Raw genomic sequence first — 17,300 nt, forward strand, 5'->3', positions numbered from 1 at the left:
AAAACCTTACCTAAGCTTATTGAGACAAGGTATTTTTTCAAGTCAATTAATGGATAAAGATGCCAACACCAATTTTTTATTCACTATAAACACTTATAACCACTATCCTGAAGACCTTGTTTAATAACCTTTGCATTATCTTCAGGCATTGTTTCTCTTAACTGGTCGATTGATTTCTGAAAATATGGATGAACTTTAGATTGATTAGCTATATAAGTAATCCTTTCCGCTGCCTGTACCGCATCACAAACGGTTTTTTTATCTTTAATTTTATTCAGATCAAAATCATTATCTATTAAAACTTCAAATCCATTCATTAATGCAGGCATATCGCTGTAAATAATTTTTAATAAAGCATAAAATTCCTTCATATCTTTTTTTGTTGGCTCTGCTTCATAAGCCTGTGTTGAGGTTGATCCCATGAGAGCGATTAATGCAAGAAATAGCGCAATCTTTTTCATTTTATAAGTTATTGCAAAATATATGAAAAATTAGTATAGCATTTCATTATTAGCACTGAAAACTACATTTTTGAACCTTTATTGCAACATAACAAATTATTAATATTCGATTTTACTTTAACGCTATCAAATTTTAATACTAACTGCTTATTTTAGCCACACCCTTACCCAAACCCAATTTGGATAAGGGTAAGCCGACTATTCCTCAACTGAAGAAACTCTTTTCGGTAAAGCAAACCAAATAAAAATCGACAAGATCAAGAACAAGAGCGCAGCCACGTTCAGTACGGAACGATGCGATTGACTAAAGGCCTGTTTTGCAGCTTGAATCAAATGTTCAGCAATTGTTGGCTGTAATTGTTTGGCAGCTTGAACCGCCTCACCAATCGAACTACTCATCTGTTCGATAATGTTATGTGGCACATCGACTGGAACCACAATCGAGTTGGCATAAAACCATGACAACATCAAACCAAAAAAGGCAATTCCTAAACCTGCTCCCAACTCATACGCCATTCCCTCAATTGCCCCTGCTGCGGTCGCCTTACTTGGCGGTACTGAAGACATAATTGCAGAGGTTGAAGCCAATAAAGCAATTTCCACACTTAGACCCAAAACAATCATCCAGCCCCATGCTTGCATCTGCGCCTGCATAAAGTCAGTATGTGCCAAGCCCCATAAACTTAAAGCACTCATCAACATACCGAGCGATGCAACTGAGCGCAGACCGAAACGATTGACCAGCATACTGGCAATCGGACCACCTAAACTGATCGCAATCATAAAGGGTAAAATAAATGCCCCAGCTGCCAATGGTGAAAGCTGATAAACAAATTGTAATTCCTGTGAAATCAGCAATTCAAAGCCAACCAAAGCCATCATCGATACAATCGCCATCACTACACCTGTCGCAATCACAGGATGTTTGAATAATTGAATATCAATCATTGGAGAGGTTGATGTGAGCTGTGTACGAATAAAGCCAATCAATAAACTAAAACCCACTGCAAAGATCAAAACTGACCAAATGCTAAAGCCATGCATCACAGTCTTGATCGCATAGATCATACTGAGAATGGCAACCACCAATACAATAGCCTGTAACAAGTTAAGATTCTGTTTCGGTTGCCCTGCCTGTTTCGGAATGACAAATATAGTAAAAATAATGACAGCAAGCATAATCGGAACATTAATCAAGAAGACTGAACCCCAATGAAAATGCTCCAATAGAAAACCACCCAATAATGGACCAAATGCAGCACCGCCACCGCCAACTGTAGCCCAAATGCCTAGAGCAAAATTACGTTGTTTTTCATCAAGAAAAGTATTACGAACTGCAGATAAAGTCGCAGGCAAAATCATGGCTGCACCAACCGCCAATAAAGCACGTGAACCAATCAGTGCATATGCAGTAGAAGAAAATGCGGCCGCCAATGATGCTAGACCAAACAAAATCCCACCAATCACCATGAGCTTTTTAAAGCCAATACGATCTCCCAATGCCCCCATCGGCAGAATAAGACCTGCCATGACCAAAGAATAAATATCAATAATCCACAGCAACTCATTTGCCGATAATGAAAGAGACTCACTTAAGGTCGGTGTTGCGACATGGAGGACAGTTGCATCAATTGATACAGGGAGATAGATCAATACAACGATTGCAAGAATTAACCACTTGCTAGACATAAATTTCTCTAAATTGGACATATGTTCAAGTGGTGTTATTATAACCAAATTTGAACACTTGTCCAATTTAAAGATATGCGTTATTTTGTTTGTGTTTGTGACTATCACCTAAGGCGCTGAAAGTATGGCTTATTTAAATAAAGAACAACGTCGTGAAATGATTCTACAAGCAGCCATGCAGGTTGCCTTGAATGAAGGTTTCTCTGCGATGACCGTTCGCCGTATTGCCACCGAAGCACAAACATCAACTGGACAAGTCCATCATCACTTCGCTTCTAACTCGCATTTAAAAGCAGAAGCATTTATTAAGCTAATGCAGCAACTTGATGAAATTGAAAACCAAGTTTATACCACAAATTATTTACACCGCCTCTCTCTTCTACTTGGATGTGAAAATATTGAACAAATTCAACCCTATTTACGACTATGGAATGAAGCTGAAGTGCTCATTGATCAGGATCAAGAAATCAAACTTGCCTATAATATTGCCATGCAAGATTGGCATCGCTCCATTGTTCGTATGATTGATGAAGGTCAAGCTCAAGGGGAATTTCAATTTGACACGAATAGTCATGATATTGCTTGGCGATTGATTGCTTTTGTCTGTGGGCTAGAAGGCATTTATAAACTGGGTTTGAATGGTTTAAATGAGATCGATTTTAAGAGACATACTGATGCAATTATTCAGGCAGAGCTTTTTAAGAATAGAATCTAAAGAAATGAAATAAAAATAAAAGTACCATTCTTACAAAGTCAAAGATTCGATTTATTTCTATTTCAAATGGATGATCTTGCCGACATCTATCCTTACGTAACAACAACTTTAACCCGTTATATGATTTGGGAACCTGCTCAAAGCTTCAAAGAGTTGGAGCAAATCGGTCAAAAATGGCTAATTGCTGAAACAAAGTATACCGACCATCATTTTGTTCTACGTGATAAAGGAACCCATCTGTTTATTGGCTTAATTGGTATTCATCATTTACACACTTCGACACCAGAATTTGGCTTATGGATTCGGGAAAATTGTCACAATCAAGGTTTTGCCAAAGAAGCGATTTTAGAAGTATTGCGTTAGGCTTCTAGCCATCCAGTTCAATATTTTTTATATCCAGTTACAGTCGAAAATCAGCCTAGTCGTAAACTGGCTAATTTTCTAGGTGGAACTATTGTTGGATACGAGATGCAAAGGAAATATGAGTCGGTGATTTATCATATTCCACCGTTTGATATAGGGTAAATTAAGTCAATCTCAGCTTCAGAAGATACTAGCTGAATTAGCCAATTTTCAAAAGTAGACCAATGTTCTGTATCATCCAACCAAGTTTCAGGATCATCTTCATGGTAAAATATAGACATTTTATCCGATATTGCTTCTCTTAAATCAAAACCTATAACATCCCCTCTACCAGTATTTGAAGCGAACAAAAATAATTGAGGAAATGGATTTTCCATCTCTAAAAAACGTCAGAGGAAAAATTATATATTTCATCCAAAGGTATAAAATCAAAACCCAAACCAAAATTATCAACATAAAGCTGAGAAGCCCCAACCTCTGATAAAAAATACTTAAAACTATCAGGAAGTATGAGATTAAATTTTAATTCAAAAGAGGTGATTTCTTGAAGAGTATATAATTTGATTAGATGAAACTCATAAACTACTCCTGATGGAAATTCTATGGGTTTGCCCTGACTAGCATTCAATAACACTTTTAACTGAATGCAAGCATCAACAAATTTACTCATCTAAGTACCTAATTATATTTCACTGATTTATGTTAAATTAAAACCACCCTTTCTTTCCATTTAAAATAGCATCTACACAGCGTAGAGTCTCTTGGCTTAAACCCCACAAACGATAATCACCTGTTGCAGAGGTCATATTAAAATTATGGGTATAAGCAAAACTCAGTTCACGATCTGGATCACACCATGCTCCTGAGCCATTAAAGCCAACATGTCCAAAACCATGCGGCGCACGTTTGCCCATCGTCAAAATACGGTGATAACCTAAACGCCAATGCATTGGAATTGGCATCACTCGATCACGTGCTTTAGATTGTACGGTGCTTAACTGCTTAAATACTTCTGGACGAATCAATTGTTGACCATTCCACTGTCCTTGATTGGCAAGCATCGCATAGACTTTTGCCAAACTATCTGCGGTAAAGACTCCATTTGCCGCTGGAATAACAGCTTGTAAACCAGCATCACTATAGAAGCTAAAATTACGCATGCCTTTTGGAATCATGGCATCTTGGAAATCTTGAGGGCTTTGTCCTGAAAGTTCTAAGAACTTTTCTGATAATGAGGCTTTGCGAGGTTGATCAGTTTTTTTAACTTGTGGCTTTGGTGCAGATGGTTTTTTAGGTTTTTCAAGTAACCGAGCAACTCGCTGTAATTCAGAGTTTGGTGTACCAAAATATGCACCATCCAATTCAAGCGGTTGCACCAGATAACGCTGCATTAACCAACTTAAAGGCTGTTTCGCTGCTTTTTCAATGACCCCACCTACGAGCCAACCGTAAGTCAGTGGTTGATAAGCAAAGCTTTGTCCTGCTGCAAAACGAGGAGTAGCAGCTGCCATTACCTCTAACATATGCGACCAATCCAACATTTCTGTTGCTGTCTCAATCGTATTGCGGATATCAAATAAACCACTTTGATGCGATAAAACATGACGCAATGTTATATTGGCTTTGCCATTTTGAGAAAACTCAGGCCAATAATGTGCAATAGGCTGATCATAATCCAGTAAGCCTTCACTTACTAAAATATGTGCAAGCGTTGCTAAAACTCCTTTACCTGTCGAATAACACATTGCCAAAGTATCAGATTGCCAATCTTGTTCTTGAGATTTTTTACCGGTAAAAATATCAACAACTTTCTGACCTTGGAAATATACCACCAATGCAGCGCCACCCTGATGGCTTCTCGCATCTTGCAAACGACTGAATTGGGTTGCTAGGTCAATAAAACGATGATCAACCTTGCCATGATAATTATGCGTATCGGCAAATAAAATCTCTTTAATCAATGCACATATCCTTATGATATTTATATTTTTTAGAATAACCCTCTTGCGAACAAAAGGGCTGACTCAACAATACTATTCAGTATTAAAGTGCTTTCACTGTTCCCGCAACATGCGGCTTTTTAGATTTAACGTTACGAATCAAGAAGTCAGTTTGTTTTGATTCAGCAGCTGTTAAAAACTCAACAGTTGATGGTAAATACATCGGCAATTTAAACCAAACATCTGCTTCATAAGCAGCGGGTAACTCAATACTCGCCAAAGCTTTTGCCTTACTCCACATGCCATGAGCAATCGCTTGTTTAAAACCAAATGCTTTAGCTGTGACTGCATGAATATGAATCAAGTTAAAATCACCTGAAATCAATGCGTAGCGGCGACCAGTATTCTCAGAAATATTCCATTCTGCTTTTGGCTGATATGCAGGCTCTTTAGATTCTTTTGATTTTTCAGCAGCTTTTTTCTCAGTTTTTTGACGTGATAAATAAGTCGTTAAACTTTCCATCACCACTTCACCACCCACTTTGGCAGTTGTAATGAAATCGAATTGTAAGCCTTTATCATGTGGCTGAAGTTCGCCAAATTTACATGACAACGTAATTTGCTCATTTACAGCGATTTTACGTGTTTGCTTGATTTGGTTACGAATATGTACCAATCCTAAAATCGCAAATGGAAATGCTTCACTTGTCATCATGTGCATTTGCAGACTTTGCGACAGTACTGCTAGATAAATTGCTGGTACAAAACCATCATTTTTAAAACCACAAATTTCGTTATAGCTTTCTAAATGTTTTGCATCAATGTTAAGCGTATCTACCACATATTCAACTTGTGGTAATACTTTTTCGCCTTTTGGCTTTTTAAAAATTAAACCTTGAATAACTTTTGGATAAGCTAAGTAAGGCTTTGGTAATTGACTAAAATGGCGTGTATTCATAATGAACCTTTCTATATTTTTATAAAAAAGGGATGCACAAGCACCCCTCTTCAAAACTTTTAACGCTTAAGCGCCCAACAAGCTTTGACCGCATACGCGAACAACGTTGCCTGTCACACCTGTTGAACCAGTAGAAGCATACCAAGCAATTGCTTCAGCAACATCTACAGGTAAACCACCTTGGTTCATTGAGTTCATACGGCGACCTGCTTCACGAATCGCAAATGGAATCGCAGCAGTCATTTGAGTTTCAATGAATCCTGGTGCAACCGCGTTGATCGTAATACCATTCTTCAATGTTGGTGCAGTAAATTTAACCAAACCAATTACACCTGCTTTAGACACTGCATAGTTGGTTTGACCCAAGTTACCCGCGATACCACTGATTGATGATACACAAACGATACGACCATTTGCATTTAAACCATCATTAGAAAGTAAGTAATCGTTAACACGTTCAATTGCAGACAAGTTAATGTTGATGACTAGATCCCAAAGCTCTGGCTTCATGTTTGCCAAAGTTTTGTCACGAGTAATACCTGCATTGTGAACAATGACATCCAAACCGCCTTGTTTAGCCGCAGCAGTTTTGATTTTCTCGCCAGCGTCAGCAGCAGTAATATCGATTGCCAATACTGAACCGCCAATTGAACCCGCAACACGCTCAAGATCAGCTTGTTGTTGAGGAACATCTAAGCAAATCACATGTGCGCCATCACGAGCCAATACTTGTGCAATTGCTTCACCGATACCACGGCTTGCACCTGTTACGAGTGCAGTTTTACCCGCAAGTGGCTTAGCCCAATCTAATTTCACTGTTTCTGCTTTAGAAATACGGATCACTTGACCAGATACATAAGCAGAGCGTGGTGAAATTAAGAAACGTAAAGTAGACTCTAAGTTTGCTTCAGCACCTTGATCTACATAAACCACTTGAGCAGTGATACCCTTTTTGAATTCTTTACCAACAGACTTCACAAAACCCTCAAGCGCACGTTGAGCAATCGCTTGTTTTACGGTTTTAGCTGTTTCAGGTGTTGTACCAATTACAATTACACGACCAGAACTTGAGATTTGACGTGCGATTGGATTAAAGAAGTTATACAACGCTTTTAACTGTTCAGAATCTTGAATACCTGAAGCATCAAATACGACTGCTTTAAACTTAGACTCTTTATCATCCGCATTTAAAGGACGAAGGTTTAGACCTACTTTTGCAGCAGTTTGTTGTAATTCAACATTATTGCCTACGTAGCTATCTGCATGGATATTGCTAAGAACTTGTGCAATAGAAGCAGAAATAGTGCTTGAAGGTGCTGCGCCAAGCAATACGGCACCATTTACAACAGGTTGGGCACTTTCAAAACGATCTAAGCTAACTGGTGATGGTAAACCTAAATTTTTTACAACAAATTTACCCAAAGGTGATTGTGTAAATGCTTGGTATTGATCGGTCATGATTATTATCTCTCATACAAATGAATTTTTTACAAACATCTAAACCATGTCAGCAAAATAACATGAAACCAATGTTTGATTGACTCACAATAAATCATACTTGACTTCATGTCTGGATGTCTTGACCTGAATGTGGTCTAAAGCGTCATTCTAGTCAATACAGCAGTATTGGAAATATGCTATGGTTATAGCAAGAATATCGCAATTATGCTTGGAAAAGCCTTATGAGCAAAACAACTCAAGAAAATCCAGCAGTCGAGAATTCTGCTCAAGAGACTGTGTCAAATACATCAAAAGCAACTTCTACTCCAAGTAAAAGTGCTGACGCAACTCCTAAAGCAGCAAGTACGACAACTAAAACGACTCGTCCTCGTTCTACCAGTCGTAGTACAAAAAGCACTGCTTCTTCTACATCTACAAAAGTAGCACCAGCTAAAACAACCAAACCTTCTGTTCAACAGGATAAAATCATGAGCCAAAACACTGTTCGCCGTGTTGCCATTATTGGCGGTAACCGTATTCCTTTCGCACGTTCTAACGGCGCTTATTTTACAGCTTCTAACATCGACATGTTTACAGCTGCATTAAACGGTTTGGTTGAGCGTTTCAACCTACAAGGTCAACGTTTAGGTGAAGTGGTTGCTGGTGCAGTATTGAAACACAGCCGTGACTTCAACATGACACGTGAGTGTGTGTTAAATACTCAACTTGCTCCTGAAACTCCAGCTTGCGATCTTCAACAAGCTTGTGGTACTGGTTTACAAGCTGCATTCCAAGTTGCAAACAAAATTGCTTTAGGCCAAATCGAAGTAGGTATCGCTGGTGGTGTTGATACTACATCTGACGCTCCGATCGCTTTCGGTGATGGTTTACGTAAAGCTTTGCTTGAGCTCAACATCGCTAAAACAGGTAAAGATCGTTTAAAAGCTTTATCTAAAATCAATGTTAAAGATCTTATGGATGCACCTAAAAATGGTGAACCACGTACTGGTTTATCTATGGGTGATCACCAAGCAATCACTGCCCTTGAATGGGGTATTGCTCGTGAAGATCAAGACGCCTTAGCTGCTTCTTCTCATCAAAAAATGGCGAAAGCTTACGAAGAAGGTTTCTTCGATGACTTAATCACGCCGTTCTTAGGTTTAAGCCGTGACAACAACTTACGTGCTGACTCAACTGCTGAGAAATTAGCAAAATTAAAACCAGTATTTGGTAAAGGCGAAGCTGCAACAATGACAGCGGGTAACTCTACTCCACTTACTGATGGTGCTTCGTGCGTACTTTTAGCTTCTGAAGAGTGGGCTAAAGCAAATGGTCATGAAGTTCTTGCTTACTTAACCTTCTCTGAAACTGCTGCAGTTGATTTTGTTGGTAAAAAAGAAGGCTTATTGATGGCTCCTGCTTATGCAGTTCCACGTATGCTTGAGCGTGCTGGCCTTAAACTTCAAGATTTCGACTACTACGAAATCCACGAAGCGTTTGCATCACAAGTACTTTCTACTTTGAAAGCTTGGGAAGATGAGAAATTCTGTAAAGAGCGTTTAGGCTTAGATGCACCTTTAGGTTCAATTGATCGTAGCAAATTAAACGTTAAAGGTTCTTCTTTAGCTGCGGGTCATCCATTCGCTGCAACTGGTGGTCGTATCATCGCGACTGCTGCGAAAATCTTAAACCAAAAAGGTTCAGGTCGTATCTTAGTTTCGATCTGTGCTGCTGGTGGTCAAGGTGTAACAGCGATTATTGAAAAATAATCATTAGTCTGCATTCTAAAAAGCTGAATCAAATGATTCAGCTTTTTTATTTATATATTAAAACTCATAAAAATATTTATACTTATCTTGGTCTTTGAAACTTCACATAATAATCATTTAAAACTTTAATGATCTGCTTTAACTCTTTGAGGCTTTCTTCTGTATTTCCTAAGCGCTCAACAAATCGCTGTGAGTGCAATTCCAAATCAATCTTTTCATTAATTTGCGGTGCAATCCTAAACAGCTTCTCTAGATCATCGAATCGATCTAATTTTCGATTTGAGAAATATTCCAGACGAAAACCTAACTCATTCAAAACGATGCCTTTATAAATTGCACCACGACTATCAAAAACCAAGTTATTTTCTTTGAGGAATAACTGTTCAGGTGTTTCCTTTGAACTTTTGAATAGGTTAGTTAGTTGGCTTAACATTTTGGAATTGATCTTATGGCTATTTCGAGCCTATTAAACCGCTAAACCAATCATTGAAGCAACTGCTAGATCCCACATATAAAAAAAGCATCTTCTAAAAGATGCTTTTTTACAATTTATTCTATTATCCGTACTGCTTCTTGAGGTACTCAACAATTTTAGCTGACTCAAACATTTTCACACCTGTGTTCGGATCAACCAAATACGGAACTTGAATATCTCGCCCCATCACTTCAACAATCTTTTCACGCTTCCCATTCGGTAATGGAATATATTGACCAGGTTTTAAACGCAAAATTGCTGGTCCAATATCTTGCCAACGTTCTTTCGCAACATTATGCAAAATATAGGGAATTTCCAACTCAGTCAGAACTTCACGAACCAATCGTGTATAGGGACTTCCTTCAAAACTCCACAATTCAAGTAATTGCTCTGGTGCTGCTCGATTAACAATTTTCTTGTTAATCCATACACCACGTGCTGCATTTGCAAGTGAAGCTAAAGCAGAAACATAAGGAAGCTTTGGATAGTGGCTGAATTTTTTCGGCGTTTGCCCTGTTTTACCGTAATGCTTGAATAGATGGTGGATAATCTGTTGTGACTCGTATAACTGATCACCCGTGTTTTCATCAATCAAAAAAGGAAACTGTTTCTTACCACCTTTTTCCTTGACGATTTGGCGATATTTTTGACCACCTTTCGGACATGGATAAATTTCCACATCTAGATTCAGCATGGTAATCACTTCACGGACACGGCGACAAAAAGGTGAACCTTCAAACTCATAAAGTTTTAACGGTTTCGAAGGCTGATTCGGTTGTGGTGTTCCCATCACACCTCTTCCGCCTTCAATTAAAGTTGCAACAACAGATTGTAAAACCTTAAATTGATGATTCGCCATTTTGAGCATATTGCTATCCTTTAGCAGTCAACTAGTTTTTCTTTCGCGATTACGATGCCATTATTATCGGCATAGATATAATCGCCAGAATTGATCGTCACACCACCAAAATACAATGTGATATCAACTTCACCTATGCCCTTACGATTACTTTTTTGTGGAATTGCAGCCAATGCATGCACACCTAAATCAAGTTCGGCAATTGCATCAACATCACGCACACAACCGTAAATCACAACACCATTCCAATGATTCTTCACAGCTGATTCAGCAATCAAATCGCCCATCAAAGCACAGCGCATCGAAGCACCACCATCAACAACCAAGACTTTTCCTGCACCATCTGTTGCTAAAAGCTCTTTTACGCGTGAGTTATCTTCAAAACACTTAACTGTTACAACCTGCCCACCAAAGCTCTTACGTGCACCATAACTCTTAAAAAACTTACCGTCTAAAGATGGTGTTACGACCTGTAAATCTTTCTCAGGATTATCATCTAACAAGTCGCAAGTTACAAAAGGAATCGTAGTCACTGAAAAATCTCCATTATTGGGTTTGTTGTATCATCAAATTATCGTACAGCTTGAATGCTGCTGTCTGAGTTTGAGCTGCATTTAGCATAGTATGCGCCAATTGTTCTGCGGTTACAGGCTTATATTTAAACGGCTTGGTCCAAGTTTTTTCGACCAATTTAAATAGCGTTTGTGCCACATCTTCTAAAACTCGTACTTCACTACGCTTACCAATTAAGAGTGACGGTTGAAAAATTGAAAGCTTATACATCGACAAGCTTTTTAAGTAGTTTTCCAACTCACCTTTAACTTTATTATAGAAAACTGGTGAATTAGCATTCGCTCCTAAGGCACTGACCACCAATAAATGAATATTTTTATCTTGGATTAAATCAGCAAAATGAGCATTAATTTCATAGTCAATTGCGTAAAATGCTTGTTTCGATCCAGCTTGTTTAATGGTGCTACCTAAGCAACTAAATGCATGAGTATAAGTGCTTACATCTTCATCATTCAAAAGCAAAAAATCTTCTAGAATAAGTTGGGTCACTTTACTATAAGATTTTAATTTATCTGAATTTTTCCTTACAACAACAGTCACAGAACTAAAATCATTTGACTGTTCCAATTCAGCCACTAGCGCTTCACCCACTAGCCCTGTAGCACCAATAACAATTGCTTTTTTGTCACCTATTCTCATTTTTATTTATTCCGACTCATAACTAAGCCTAATGTAACGTTTTCTTGCAAGATTATCACCTGTTAAATGTACTTAAAAGTATCACAAGGCTTGACTTCGGGGCTTAGTTTCCTCAAAATATGGCACTTGTTTACGGGCTGGTGAATGTTGCCAATATTTTTTGGTTTTAACTTCAGCCCGCCCAGACCAACTTATTTTCAAGGAGTGCACGAGTGGCAAACTCTGCTCAAGCTAAAAAACGTGCTCGTCAAAACGTTAAAGCACGTAAACACAACGCAAGCTTGCGTTCTATGGTTCGTACTTACATCAAACGTACTGTAAATGCGATCGCTGCTGGTGACTATGCTGTTGCTTCAGAAGCTTATAAAACAGCTGTACCTGTAATCGACCGTATGGCTGATAAAGGCATCATCCACAAAAATAAAGCTGCTCGTCACAAGAGCCGCTTAAACGCTCAAATTAAAGCATTAGCTAACTAATTTGATGCATGTAAAAAAGCCCGATTTTCGGGCTTTTTTATTGTCTTCAATTTAGTAATGCAACGTTAGTAGTTTTTTAATTTTAAATTGCACAATTCAATCATACTTTTCAAAAATCTTATTTATTCTGAAAATCTTTAATGACCAGTTCATGCTTTTGACCACGCCAAATCCATTTTAGCTTACTATTGCTAAAATCCTCACCCTCAAACCACACAAATAAGCCCTCCATCATCTCAGGCCAATCCGACTTATCAATCTGTGTTTGACCTGAAATCACTGCAACGATCGCAGCAATAATGGTGTCGTGACTAACAGCCAAGCTTAAACCTTGATGTTGAGTCGGATGGGTATGATATAACAGCTCCAAAACATCAAAAACGCCTGTAATTGGATTTTTCATACCAGGCAAAGCATTGTTCACAAAACTATTAATAAACCCTAATGCGCCTTGTTTACGAAAGTAAGGGGCTGCTTGCTGAATATCCAGCACAAAACTTCCGGGTTCTACTAACAATCGCTGCTCAACAATTTCGATCGTATGAGTATTTATTGCCTCATGAATCCCATCTGCACCTTGAATCATTAATGCAGCCGTATCAACACAACGCTGAATCGGACTAGAGATACAATGTTGAATTGCTCGATCCGTATTTTTAATAAGATATTGACCCCATGCATAAGCCAAATCTCGACCTTGCTCCGTTAATTGCAAGTCATAACCAGCCAAACCCTGCCCATTCACCAACTCACGTAAAGAGTGACGAGTAAACAACGTGACAGGAGTTGAAGCATCTGGCAGTAAATCAATTGCTTCAAACATACTTTTAGGCAATAAATGCAGGGCCATATTCACATACAAGCTTAAATTTAGCTCACTATACCACGCACGCTAGAAGACTCAATCTAAAATGCCCGAATGCGCCAACGCCTCGTAAGCAATTTTTTTGCAATATTGATCTCTAAATGCGATAAAACCACCATTCAAAACAGTCTCACGCTGATTATATTGAAATGGTTTTCCATCCAGAGTCATCAATCCACCACCGATACTTTCAAGTAAAGCTTGTCCTGAACTCGTATCCCACTCTGAAGTTGGATGAAATCTTGGGTAAATATCAATTTCACCCTCTAACATCATGCAGAACTTATAGGCACTCCCTGCCTCACGTCTTTCTACAGCACGATCTCGCAAAATTGGTTCGATAAAGTTTTTATATTTGGGGTTTTTACTGCTATGGCTTAAACCAATTTGAAGTGGTGCTGCCAAATCATGTTCTTCGATCTGGTATTGAAACCATTCTTGACGGCTAAAACTATACTTATAAGGTAAGTGTGACTGATAACCAATATACACGACCTGTTCACAGGGTACGGCAATAATTGCAAAAGTCGTTTCATTACCTTCGATCAAGCTTAAATTAATCGTAAATTCATCACGCTCATGAATAAACTCTTTCGTACCATCTAAAGGATCGAGCATCCAGCAACGCGACCAAGCAGATCGAGCAGAATAATCACTCTCCTCTGACAACACTGGTAACTCTGGCGTAAATTCCGCTAACTGCTTTAATAAAAAACGATTTACTTTCAAATCTGCCTGAGTCACAGGCGAATCATCACTTTTTTCCTGAATATTAAACTCACCACCCGCACAATAATTTTGATATTCTTCCAATAATATTTGACTTGCCTGCGCCATGATTGGCACAAGTTTCAGAATAAATTGATCTTGTGGGGCAAGCGTTTTAATAAACATAGATCAGCCTTATGTCATATTCAGATTTACAGCAGCAGCCTATCGCCATGTTCGACATGGATGGCACATTACTCGATTTAGCCTTCGATGATTTCATTTGGAATCATTGTTTACCTGAACGTCATGCCCAAACACATCAGTGCAGTTTAGAGCAAAGTAAACAAACACTATTCCAATTTTACCAACAACATAAGCATACACTATCTTGGTATTCTTCGGCGTATTGGACTGCTAAAGTTGGCGTAGATGTTTTGCAACTACAATATGAACACCGTGAAAAAATTCGCGCACGTAAAGGTTGTCATGAATTATTAGAACAACTCAAAGCTCAAGGCTATCGCTGTTGGTTACTGACCAATGCCGATCGAGCAGGCGTGCAACTGAAGCTTGAAAATGTCGAACTTAGCCCTTACTTTGAAGTCATGATCAGTAGCGAAGAGCTTGGGCATGCCAAAGAAGAAGTCGCTTTTTGGCAAAAGTTACAACAAATACATCCATTTGATCCAGCTCAAGCAATATTTATTGATGATACGGTTGCGGTACTCCAAGGCGCTGAACGTTTTGGTATTACCCAACTGTTTAGCATTTTACAACCGTCTAGTGCTAAACCAGCTCGACTCGCCACGGAAATAGCGTACCCATCACTCGATCATTTAACCAATCTCTTTGATTATCTTGACACCAACTTACAGGTAACAGATGCCAAAACAGCATGAATCAGACAGCATGGATGCCATGCGCATTGATAAATGGCTTTGGGCTGCGCGTTTTTTTAAAACACGCTCTATTGCCAAAGCCGCAATTGAAGGTGGTAAAGTCCATCACAACAATGACCGCGTTAAAGTTTCTAGAGACGTCCGTATTGGAATGGAACTCACCATCCAGCAAGGTTTTGAGAAAAAGACCGTTGTTGTGAAAGCGCTATCAGCTGTTCGAGGTGGTGCCCCCATGGCTCAACTTCTTTATGAAGAAACGCCTGAAAGTATTGAACGCAGAGAGTTGCATGCATCACAGCGAAAATTGCATAATCTAGCCCGACCTGATCACCGACCAAGTAAAAAAGATCGTCGTGATATCAATCGTTTTAAACAAGAAAATGTACAATCATGGTCATATCATGATGAATAAAATTTTCTAATTTGGATGCGTCATCTTGTGTCGTACTGACACAGATCAGATGTGGAATATACAACTAGAATCTGCCACTATACTCAAGTCCCAACAAGTTGAGATTCAATACATCCACTTGGGTTAGTCGTTAAGAAATAAAGTTTTGAGGTTTTGAGATGGATGATAATAAAAGCAAGGCGTTACAAGCAGCCTTAAGCCAAATTGAAAAGCAGTTTGGTAAAAATACCGTGATGCGCTTAGGTGATAATACTGTACAAGCTGTTGAAGCGGTTTCTACAGGTTCTTTAACTCTTGATATCGCATTAGGGATTGGCGGATTACCTAAAGGTCGTATTATCGAAATTTATGGTCCTGAATCTTCAGGTAAAACTACCATGACATTACAAGCAATTGCTCAATGTCAAAAAAATGGCGGTACCTGTGCCTTTATCGATGCAGAACATGCATTAGATCCAGAATATGCACGTAAGCTTGGCGTAGATATTGATAATCTATTGGTTTCACAACCTGACCACGGTGAGCAAGCGCTCGAAATCGCCGATATGTTGGTGCGTTCTGGTGCAATCGATTTAATCGTTGTCGACTCTGTAGCAGCATTAACCCCTAAAGCCGAAATTGAAGGCGAAATGGGTGACTCGCACATGGGCTTACAAGCACGCTTAATGAGTCAGGCTCTACGTAAAATTACAGGTAATGCGAAACGCTCGAACTGTATGGTGATCTTCATTAACCAAATCCGTATGAAGATTGGTGTGATGTTTGGTAGCCCAGAAACTACTACAGGTGGTAATGCACTTAAGTTCTACGCTTCTGTACGCTTAGACATCCGTCGTATTGGCCAAGTGAAAGAAGGTGACGAGATCACAGGTAACGAAACGCGTGTTAAAGTTGTGAAAAACAAAATGGCGCCTCCGTTCAAAGAAGCTGTGTTCCAAATCATGTATGGCAAAGGCACTAATCAGTTAGGCGAATTGGTTGATCTTGCTGTTCAACAAGACATCGTACAAAAAGCGGGTGCTTGGTATTCTTATCAAGGCAATAAAATTGGCCAAGGTAAAAATAACGTGATTCGACATTTTGAGGAAAATCCAGCAATGGCTCAAGAAATCGAAAAGGTCATTCGCGAACAACTTCTTACTAAAAACAACAAAGAAGCAGCTCAAACTGAAGATGAAGAAGAACCAGATTTTTTAGAAAGCTAAGCTGAAACGCCCTTCGGGGCGTTTTTCTTTCAAGAGGATATAAAACTTGTTTAATTCTGAAAAAATAGAGAAACCGAAAACACTAACAGGTGCAAGATTACGCTCTTATGCATTTGCCCTTCTTACACGTCGGGATTATTCCAAAGCAGATCTCGAAGCAAAATTAAATCAATATGCGATCAATCCAGAAGAAGTCACAAATCTAGTTGATGAGTTAGCACAACAAAATTACCAAAGCGACCAACGTGTTGCAGAACTCACATTGGCCAGTCAACTTAGAAAAGGTAAAGGATTACAAAGAATTAAACAGGCTTTAAAAGCAAAACAACTCGATACAGAACTTATTACAGAAGAACTTTCAGAGGTCGATTGGCTAGATCAAGCTTATCAACTCAAAATAAAGAAATTTGGGATAGATGTAGAGACAGATCCAAAACTAAAAGCAAGACAAATTAGATTCTTACAATACCGAGGATTTGATATGGGAATAATTATGAAAGCAATTGCTCGAACGAGCGATGAAGAATAAATGGTGGCAGCCCTACTAGCATTACTTCGGCACATCATAGATCTATTACCGTTGCTACCTTCCGGTCCTGGCGGGGTTCATAGAGTACAATTGCGAAGCTACCAGCAGGGCTACCATTGCCTGACAAAGTATAGAGATTTTTGCCTGAGTTGCAAGACTTGTATCTGTTTTTAAGTGACTTTTTGATTCAATTGCTTATTTCATCAGCAAAATCTATCTCTATATTATCTATTTAATTTAAAAGTGTATAAACATTAAACAATAGATAATTTCTTTATTCGAAAAATGCTTGAAGATTGTAAATGCTTATTGCATTTAA

The 17,300-nt window shown here is 38.8% G+C and carries 20 protein-coding genes, 1 other RNA gene and 1 pseudogene; 8 read left to right on the plus strand and 14 right to left on the minus strand.

Annotated elements, in window-relative coordinates; all coding sequences use genetic code 11:
- Window positions 1–83: 83 nt before the first annotated feature.
- Both AC0JIQ_RS10035 and AC0JIQ_RS10040 read right to left on the minus strand, forming a co-directional pair.
- Window positions 84–461 (minus strand): hypothetical protein, encoded by a 378-nt coding sequence (locus AC0JIQ_RS10035; RefSeq protein WP_474201564.1) that lies wholly within the window; start codon window positions 459–461, stop codon window positions 84–86.
- A 198-nt stretch (window positions 462–659) separates the two neighbouring features.
- Complete coding sequence (locus AC0JIQ_RS10040; protein ID WP_474201565.1) at window positions 660–2,150, minus strand: SmvA family efflux MFS transporter; 1,491 nt, start codon at window positions 2,148–2,150, stop codon at window positions 660–662.
- Between the two features lie 124 nt (window positions 2,151–2,274).
- On the opposite strand from AC0JIQ_RS10040, the gene AC0JIQ_RS10045 reads away from it, so the two are divergent.
- Window positions 2,275–2,865, plus strand: a complete 591-nt coding sequence (locus tag AC0JIQ_RS10045) for a TetR family transcriptional regulator (protein ID WP_474201566.1) — start codon at window positions 2,275–2,277, stop codon at window positions 2,863–2,865.
- A gap of 15 nt (window positions 2,866–2,880) precedes the next feature.
- A pseudogene (locus tag AC0JIQ_RS10050) lies at window positions 2,881–3,390 on the plus strand (GNAT family N-acetyltransferase).
- Here the strand turns inward: AC0JIQ_RS10050 and AC0JIQ_RS10055 are convergent.
- The 5 genes from AC0JIQ_RS10055 to AC0JIQ_RS10075 all read right to left on the minus strand — a co-directional run bounded on the left by AC0JIQ_RS10055 (window position 3,363) and on the right by AC0JIQ_RS10075 (window position 7,584).
- Window positions 3,363–3,605, minus strand: coding sequence for a hypothetical protein (locus AC0JIQ_RS10055; RefSeq protein ID WP_474201567.1), 243 nt, complete (start codon window positions 3,603–3,605; stop codon window positions 3,363–3,365). The pseudogene AC0JIQ_RS10050 and the gene AC0JIQ_RS10055 overlap by 28 nt on opposite strands.
- A 2-nt stretch (window positions 3,606–3,607) precedes the next feature.
- On the minus strand, window positions 3,608–3,898 hold the full coding sequence (locus tag AC0JIQ_RS10060) for an SMI1/KNR4 family protein (RefSeq protein WP_474201568.1): 291 nt from the start codon (window positions 3,896–3,898) through the stop codon (window positions 3,608–3,610).
- 37 nt (window positions 3,899–3,935) lie between these two features.
- Entirely contained in the window at window positions 3,936–5,189 is a 1,254-nt protein-coding gene (locus AC0JIQ_RS10065; RefSeq protein ID WP_474201569.1) for a serine hydrolase domain-containing protein, read from the minus strand.
- An 82-nt stretch (window positions 5,190–5,271) separates the two neighbouring features.
- Window positions 5,272–6,126, minus strand: coding sequence for a MaoC family dehydratase (locus tag AC0JIQ_RS10070; protein WP_474201570.1), 855 nt, complete (start codon window positions 6,124–6,126; stop codon window positions 5,272–5,274).
- A 66-nt stretch (window positions 6,127–6,192) separates the two neighbouring features.
- Complete coding sequence (locus AC0JIQ_RS10075; protein WP_004661493.1) at window positions 6,193–7,584, minus strand: 3-oxoacyl-ACP reductase; 1,392 nt, start codon at window positions 7,582–7,584, stop codon at window positions 6,193–6,195.
- 224 nt (window positions 7,585–7,808) lie between these two features.
- On the opposite strand from AC0JIQ_RS10075, the gene AC0JIQ_RS10080 reads away from it, so the two are divergent.
- A complete protein-coding gene (locus tag AC0JIQ_RS10080; RefSeq protein ID WP_050039467.1) occupies window positions 7,809–9,335 on the plus strand; it encodes an acetyl-CoA C-acetyltransferase in 1,527 nt (508 codons plus the stop codon).
- Window positions 9,336–9,417: 82 nt separating this feature from the next.
- Here AC0JIQ_RS10080 and AC0JIQ_RS10085 read toward each other — a convergent pair whose 3' ends face one another.
- The 4 genes from AC0JIQ_RS10085 to AC0JIQ_RS10100 all read right to left on the minus strand — a co-directional run bounded on the left by AC0JIQ_RS10085 (window position 9,418) and on the right by AC0JIQ_RS10100 (window position 11,881).
- The gene (locus AC0JIQ_RS10085; RefSeq protein WP_474201571.1) at window positions 9,418–9,768 is read right to left on the minus strand and encodes a hypothetical protein; all 351 of its coding nucleotides are present in this window, start codon (window positions 9,766–9,768) and stop codon (window positions 9,418–9,420) included.
- A gap of 124 nt (window positions 9,769–9,892) precedes the next feature.
- Complete coding sequence (locus AC0JIQ_RS10090; RefSeq protein WP_474201572.1) at window positions 9,893–10,678, minus strand: glutathione S-transferase N-terminal domain-containing protein; 786 nt, start codon at window positions 10,676–10,678, stop codon at window positions 9,893–9,895.
- A gap of 11 nt (window positions 10,679–10,689) precedes the next feature.
- Window positions 10,690–11,202, minus strand: coding sequence for a ribonuclease E activity regulator RraA (gene rraA, locus AC0JIQ_RS10095; RefSeq protein ID WP_004661483.1), 513 nt, complete (start codon window positions 11,200–11,202; stop codon window positions 10,690–10,692).
- Between the two features lie 13 nt (window positions 11,203–11,215).
- The gene (locus AC0JIQ_RS10100; RefSeq protein ID WP_046739194.1) at window positions 11,216–11,881 is read right to left on the minus strand and encodes an NAD(P)H-binding protein; all 666 of its coding nucleotides are present in this window, start codon (window positions 11,879–11,881) and stop codon (window positions 11,216–11,218) included.
- Window positions 11,882–12,093: 212 nt separating this feature from the next.
- On the opposite strand from AC0JIQ_RS10100, the gene rpsT reads away from it, so the two are divergent.
- A complete protein-coding gene (gene rpsT / locus AC0JIQ_RS10105) occupies window positions 12,094–12,360 on the plus strand; it encodes a 30S ribosomal protein S20 (RefSeq protein ID WP_004639414.1) in 267 nt (88 codons plus the stop codon).
- Window positions 12,361–12,478: 118 nt separating this feature from the next.
- Here the strand turns inward: rpsT and AC0JIQ_RS10110 are convergent, their stop codons facing one another.
- Window positions 12,479–13,210, minus strand: a complete 732-nt coding sequence (locus AC0JIQ_RS10110; protein WP_474203250.1) for a histidine phosphatase family protein — start codon at window positions 13,208–13,210, stop codon at window positions 12,479–12,481.
- A gap of 51 nt (window positions 13,211–13,261) precedes the next feature.
- Window positions 13,262–14,119: a 3'(2'),5'-bisphosphate nucleotidase CysQ family protein gene (locus tag AC0JIQ_RS10115; RefSeq protein WP_474201573.1), complete on the minus strand. Its 858-nt coding sequence runs from the start codon at window positions 14,117–14,119 to the stop codon at window positions 13,262–13,264.
- An 11-nt stretch (window positions 14,120–14,130) separates the two neighbouring features.
- Here AC0JIQ_RS10115 and AC0JIQ_RS10120 point away from each other — a divergent pair, with 11 nt between their 5' ends.
- From AC0JIQ_RS10120 to AC0JIQ_RS10135, 4 genes are all read left to right on the plus strand, one after another.
- On the plus strand, window positions 14,131–14,835 hold the full coding sequence (locus AC0JIQ_RS10120) for an HAD-IA family hydrolase (protein WP_474201574.1): 705 nt from the start codon (window positions 14,131–14,133) through the stop codon (window positions 14,833–14,835).
- Window positions 14,819–15,247, plus strand: coding sequence for an RNA-binding S4 domain-containing protein (locus AC0JIQ_RS10125; RefSeq protein WP_005215468.1), 429 nt, complete (start codon window positions 14,819–14,821; stop codon window positions 15,245–15,247). Before AC0JIQ_RS10120 ends, AC0JIQ_RS10125 begins: the two co-directional genes overlap by 17 nt.
- A 158-nt stretch (window positions 15,248–15,405) precedes the next feature.
- On the plus strand, window positions 15,406–16,452 hold the full coding sequence (gene recA / locus AC0JIQ_RS10130) for a recombinase RecA (protein WP_004661473.1): 1,047 nt from the start codon (window positions 15,406–15,408) through the stop codon (window positions 16,450–16,452).
- Between the two features lie 46 nt (window positions 16,453–16,498).
- Window positions 16,499–16,981: a regulatory protein RecX gene (locus AC0JIQ_RS10135; protein WP_346511181.1), complete on the plus strand. Its 483-nt coding sequence runs from the start codon at window positions 16,499–16,501 to the stop codon at window positions 16,979–16,981.
- A gap of 10 nt (window positions 16,982–16,991) precedes the next feature.
- Here the strand turns inward: AC0JIQ_RS10135 and ffs are convergent.
- Window positions 16,992–17,088: signal recognition particle sRNA small type (gene ffs, locus AC0JIQ_RS10140), an RNA gene on the minus strand.
- Window positions 17,089–17,300: the final 212 nt, after the last annotated feature.

The organism is Acinetobacter sp. FB (assembly GCF_056033405.1).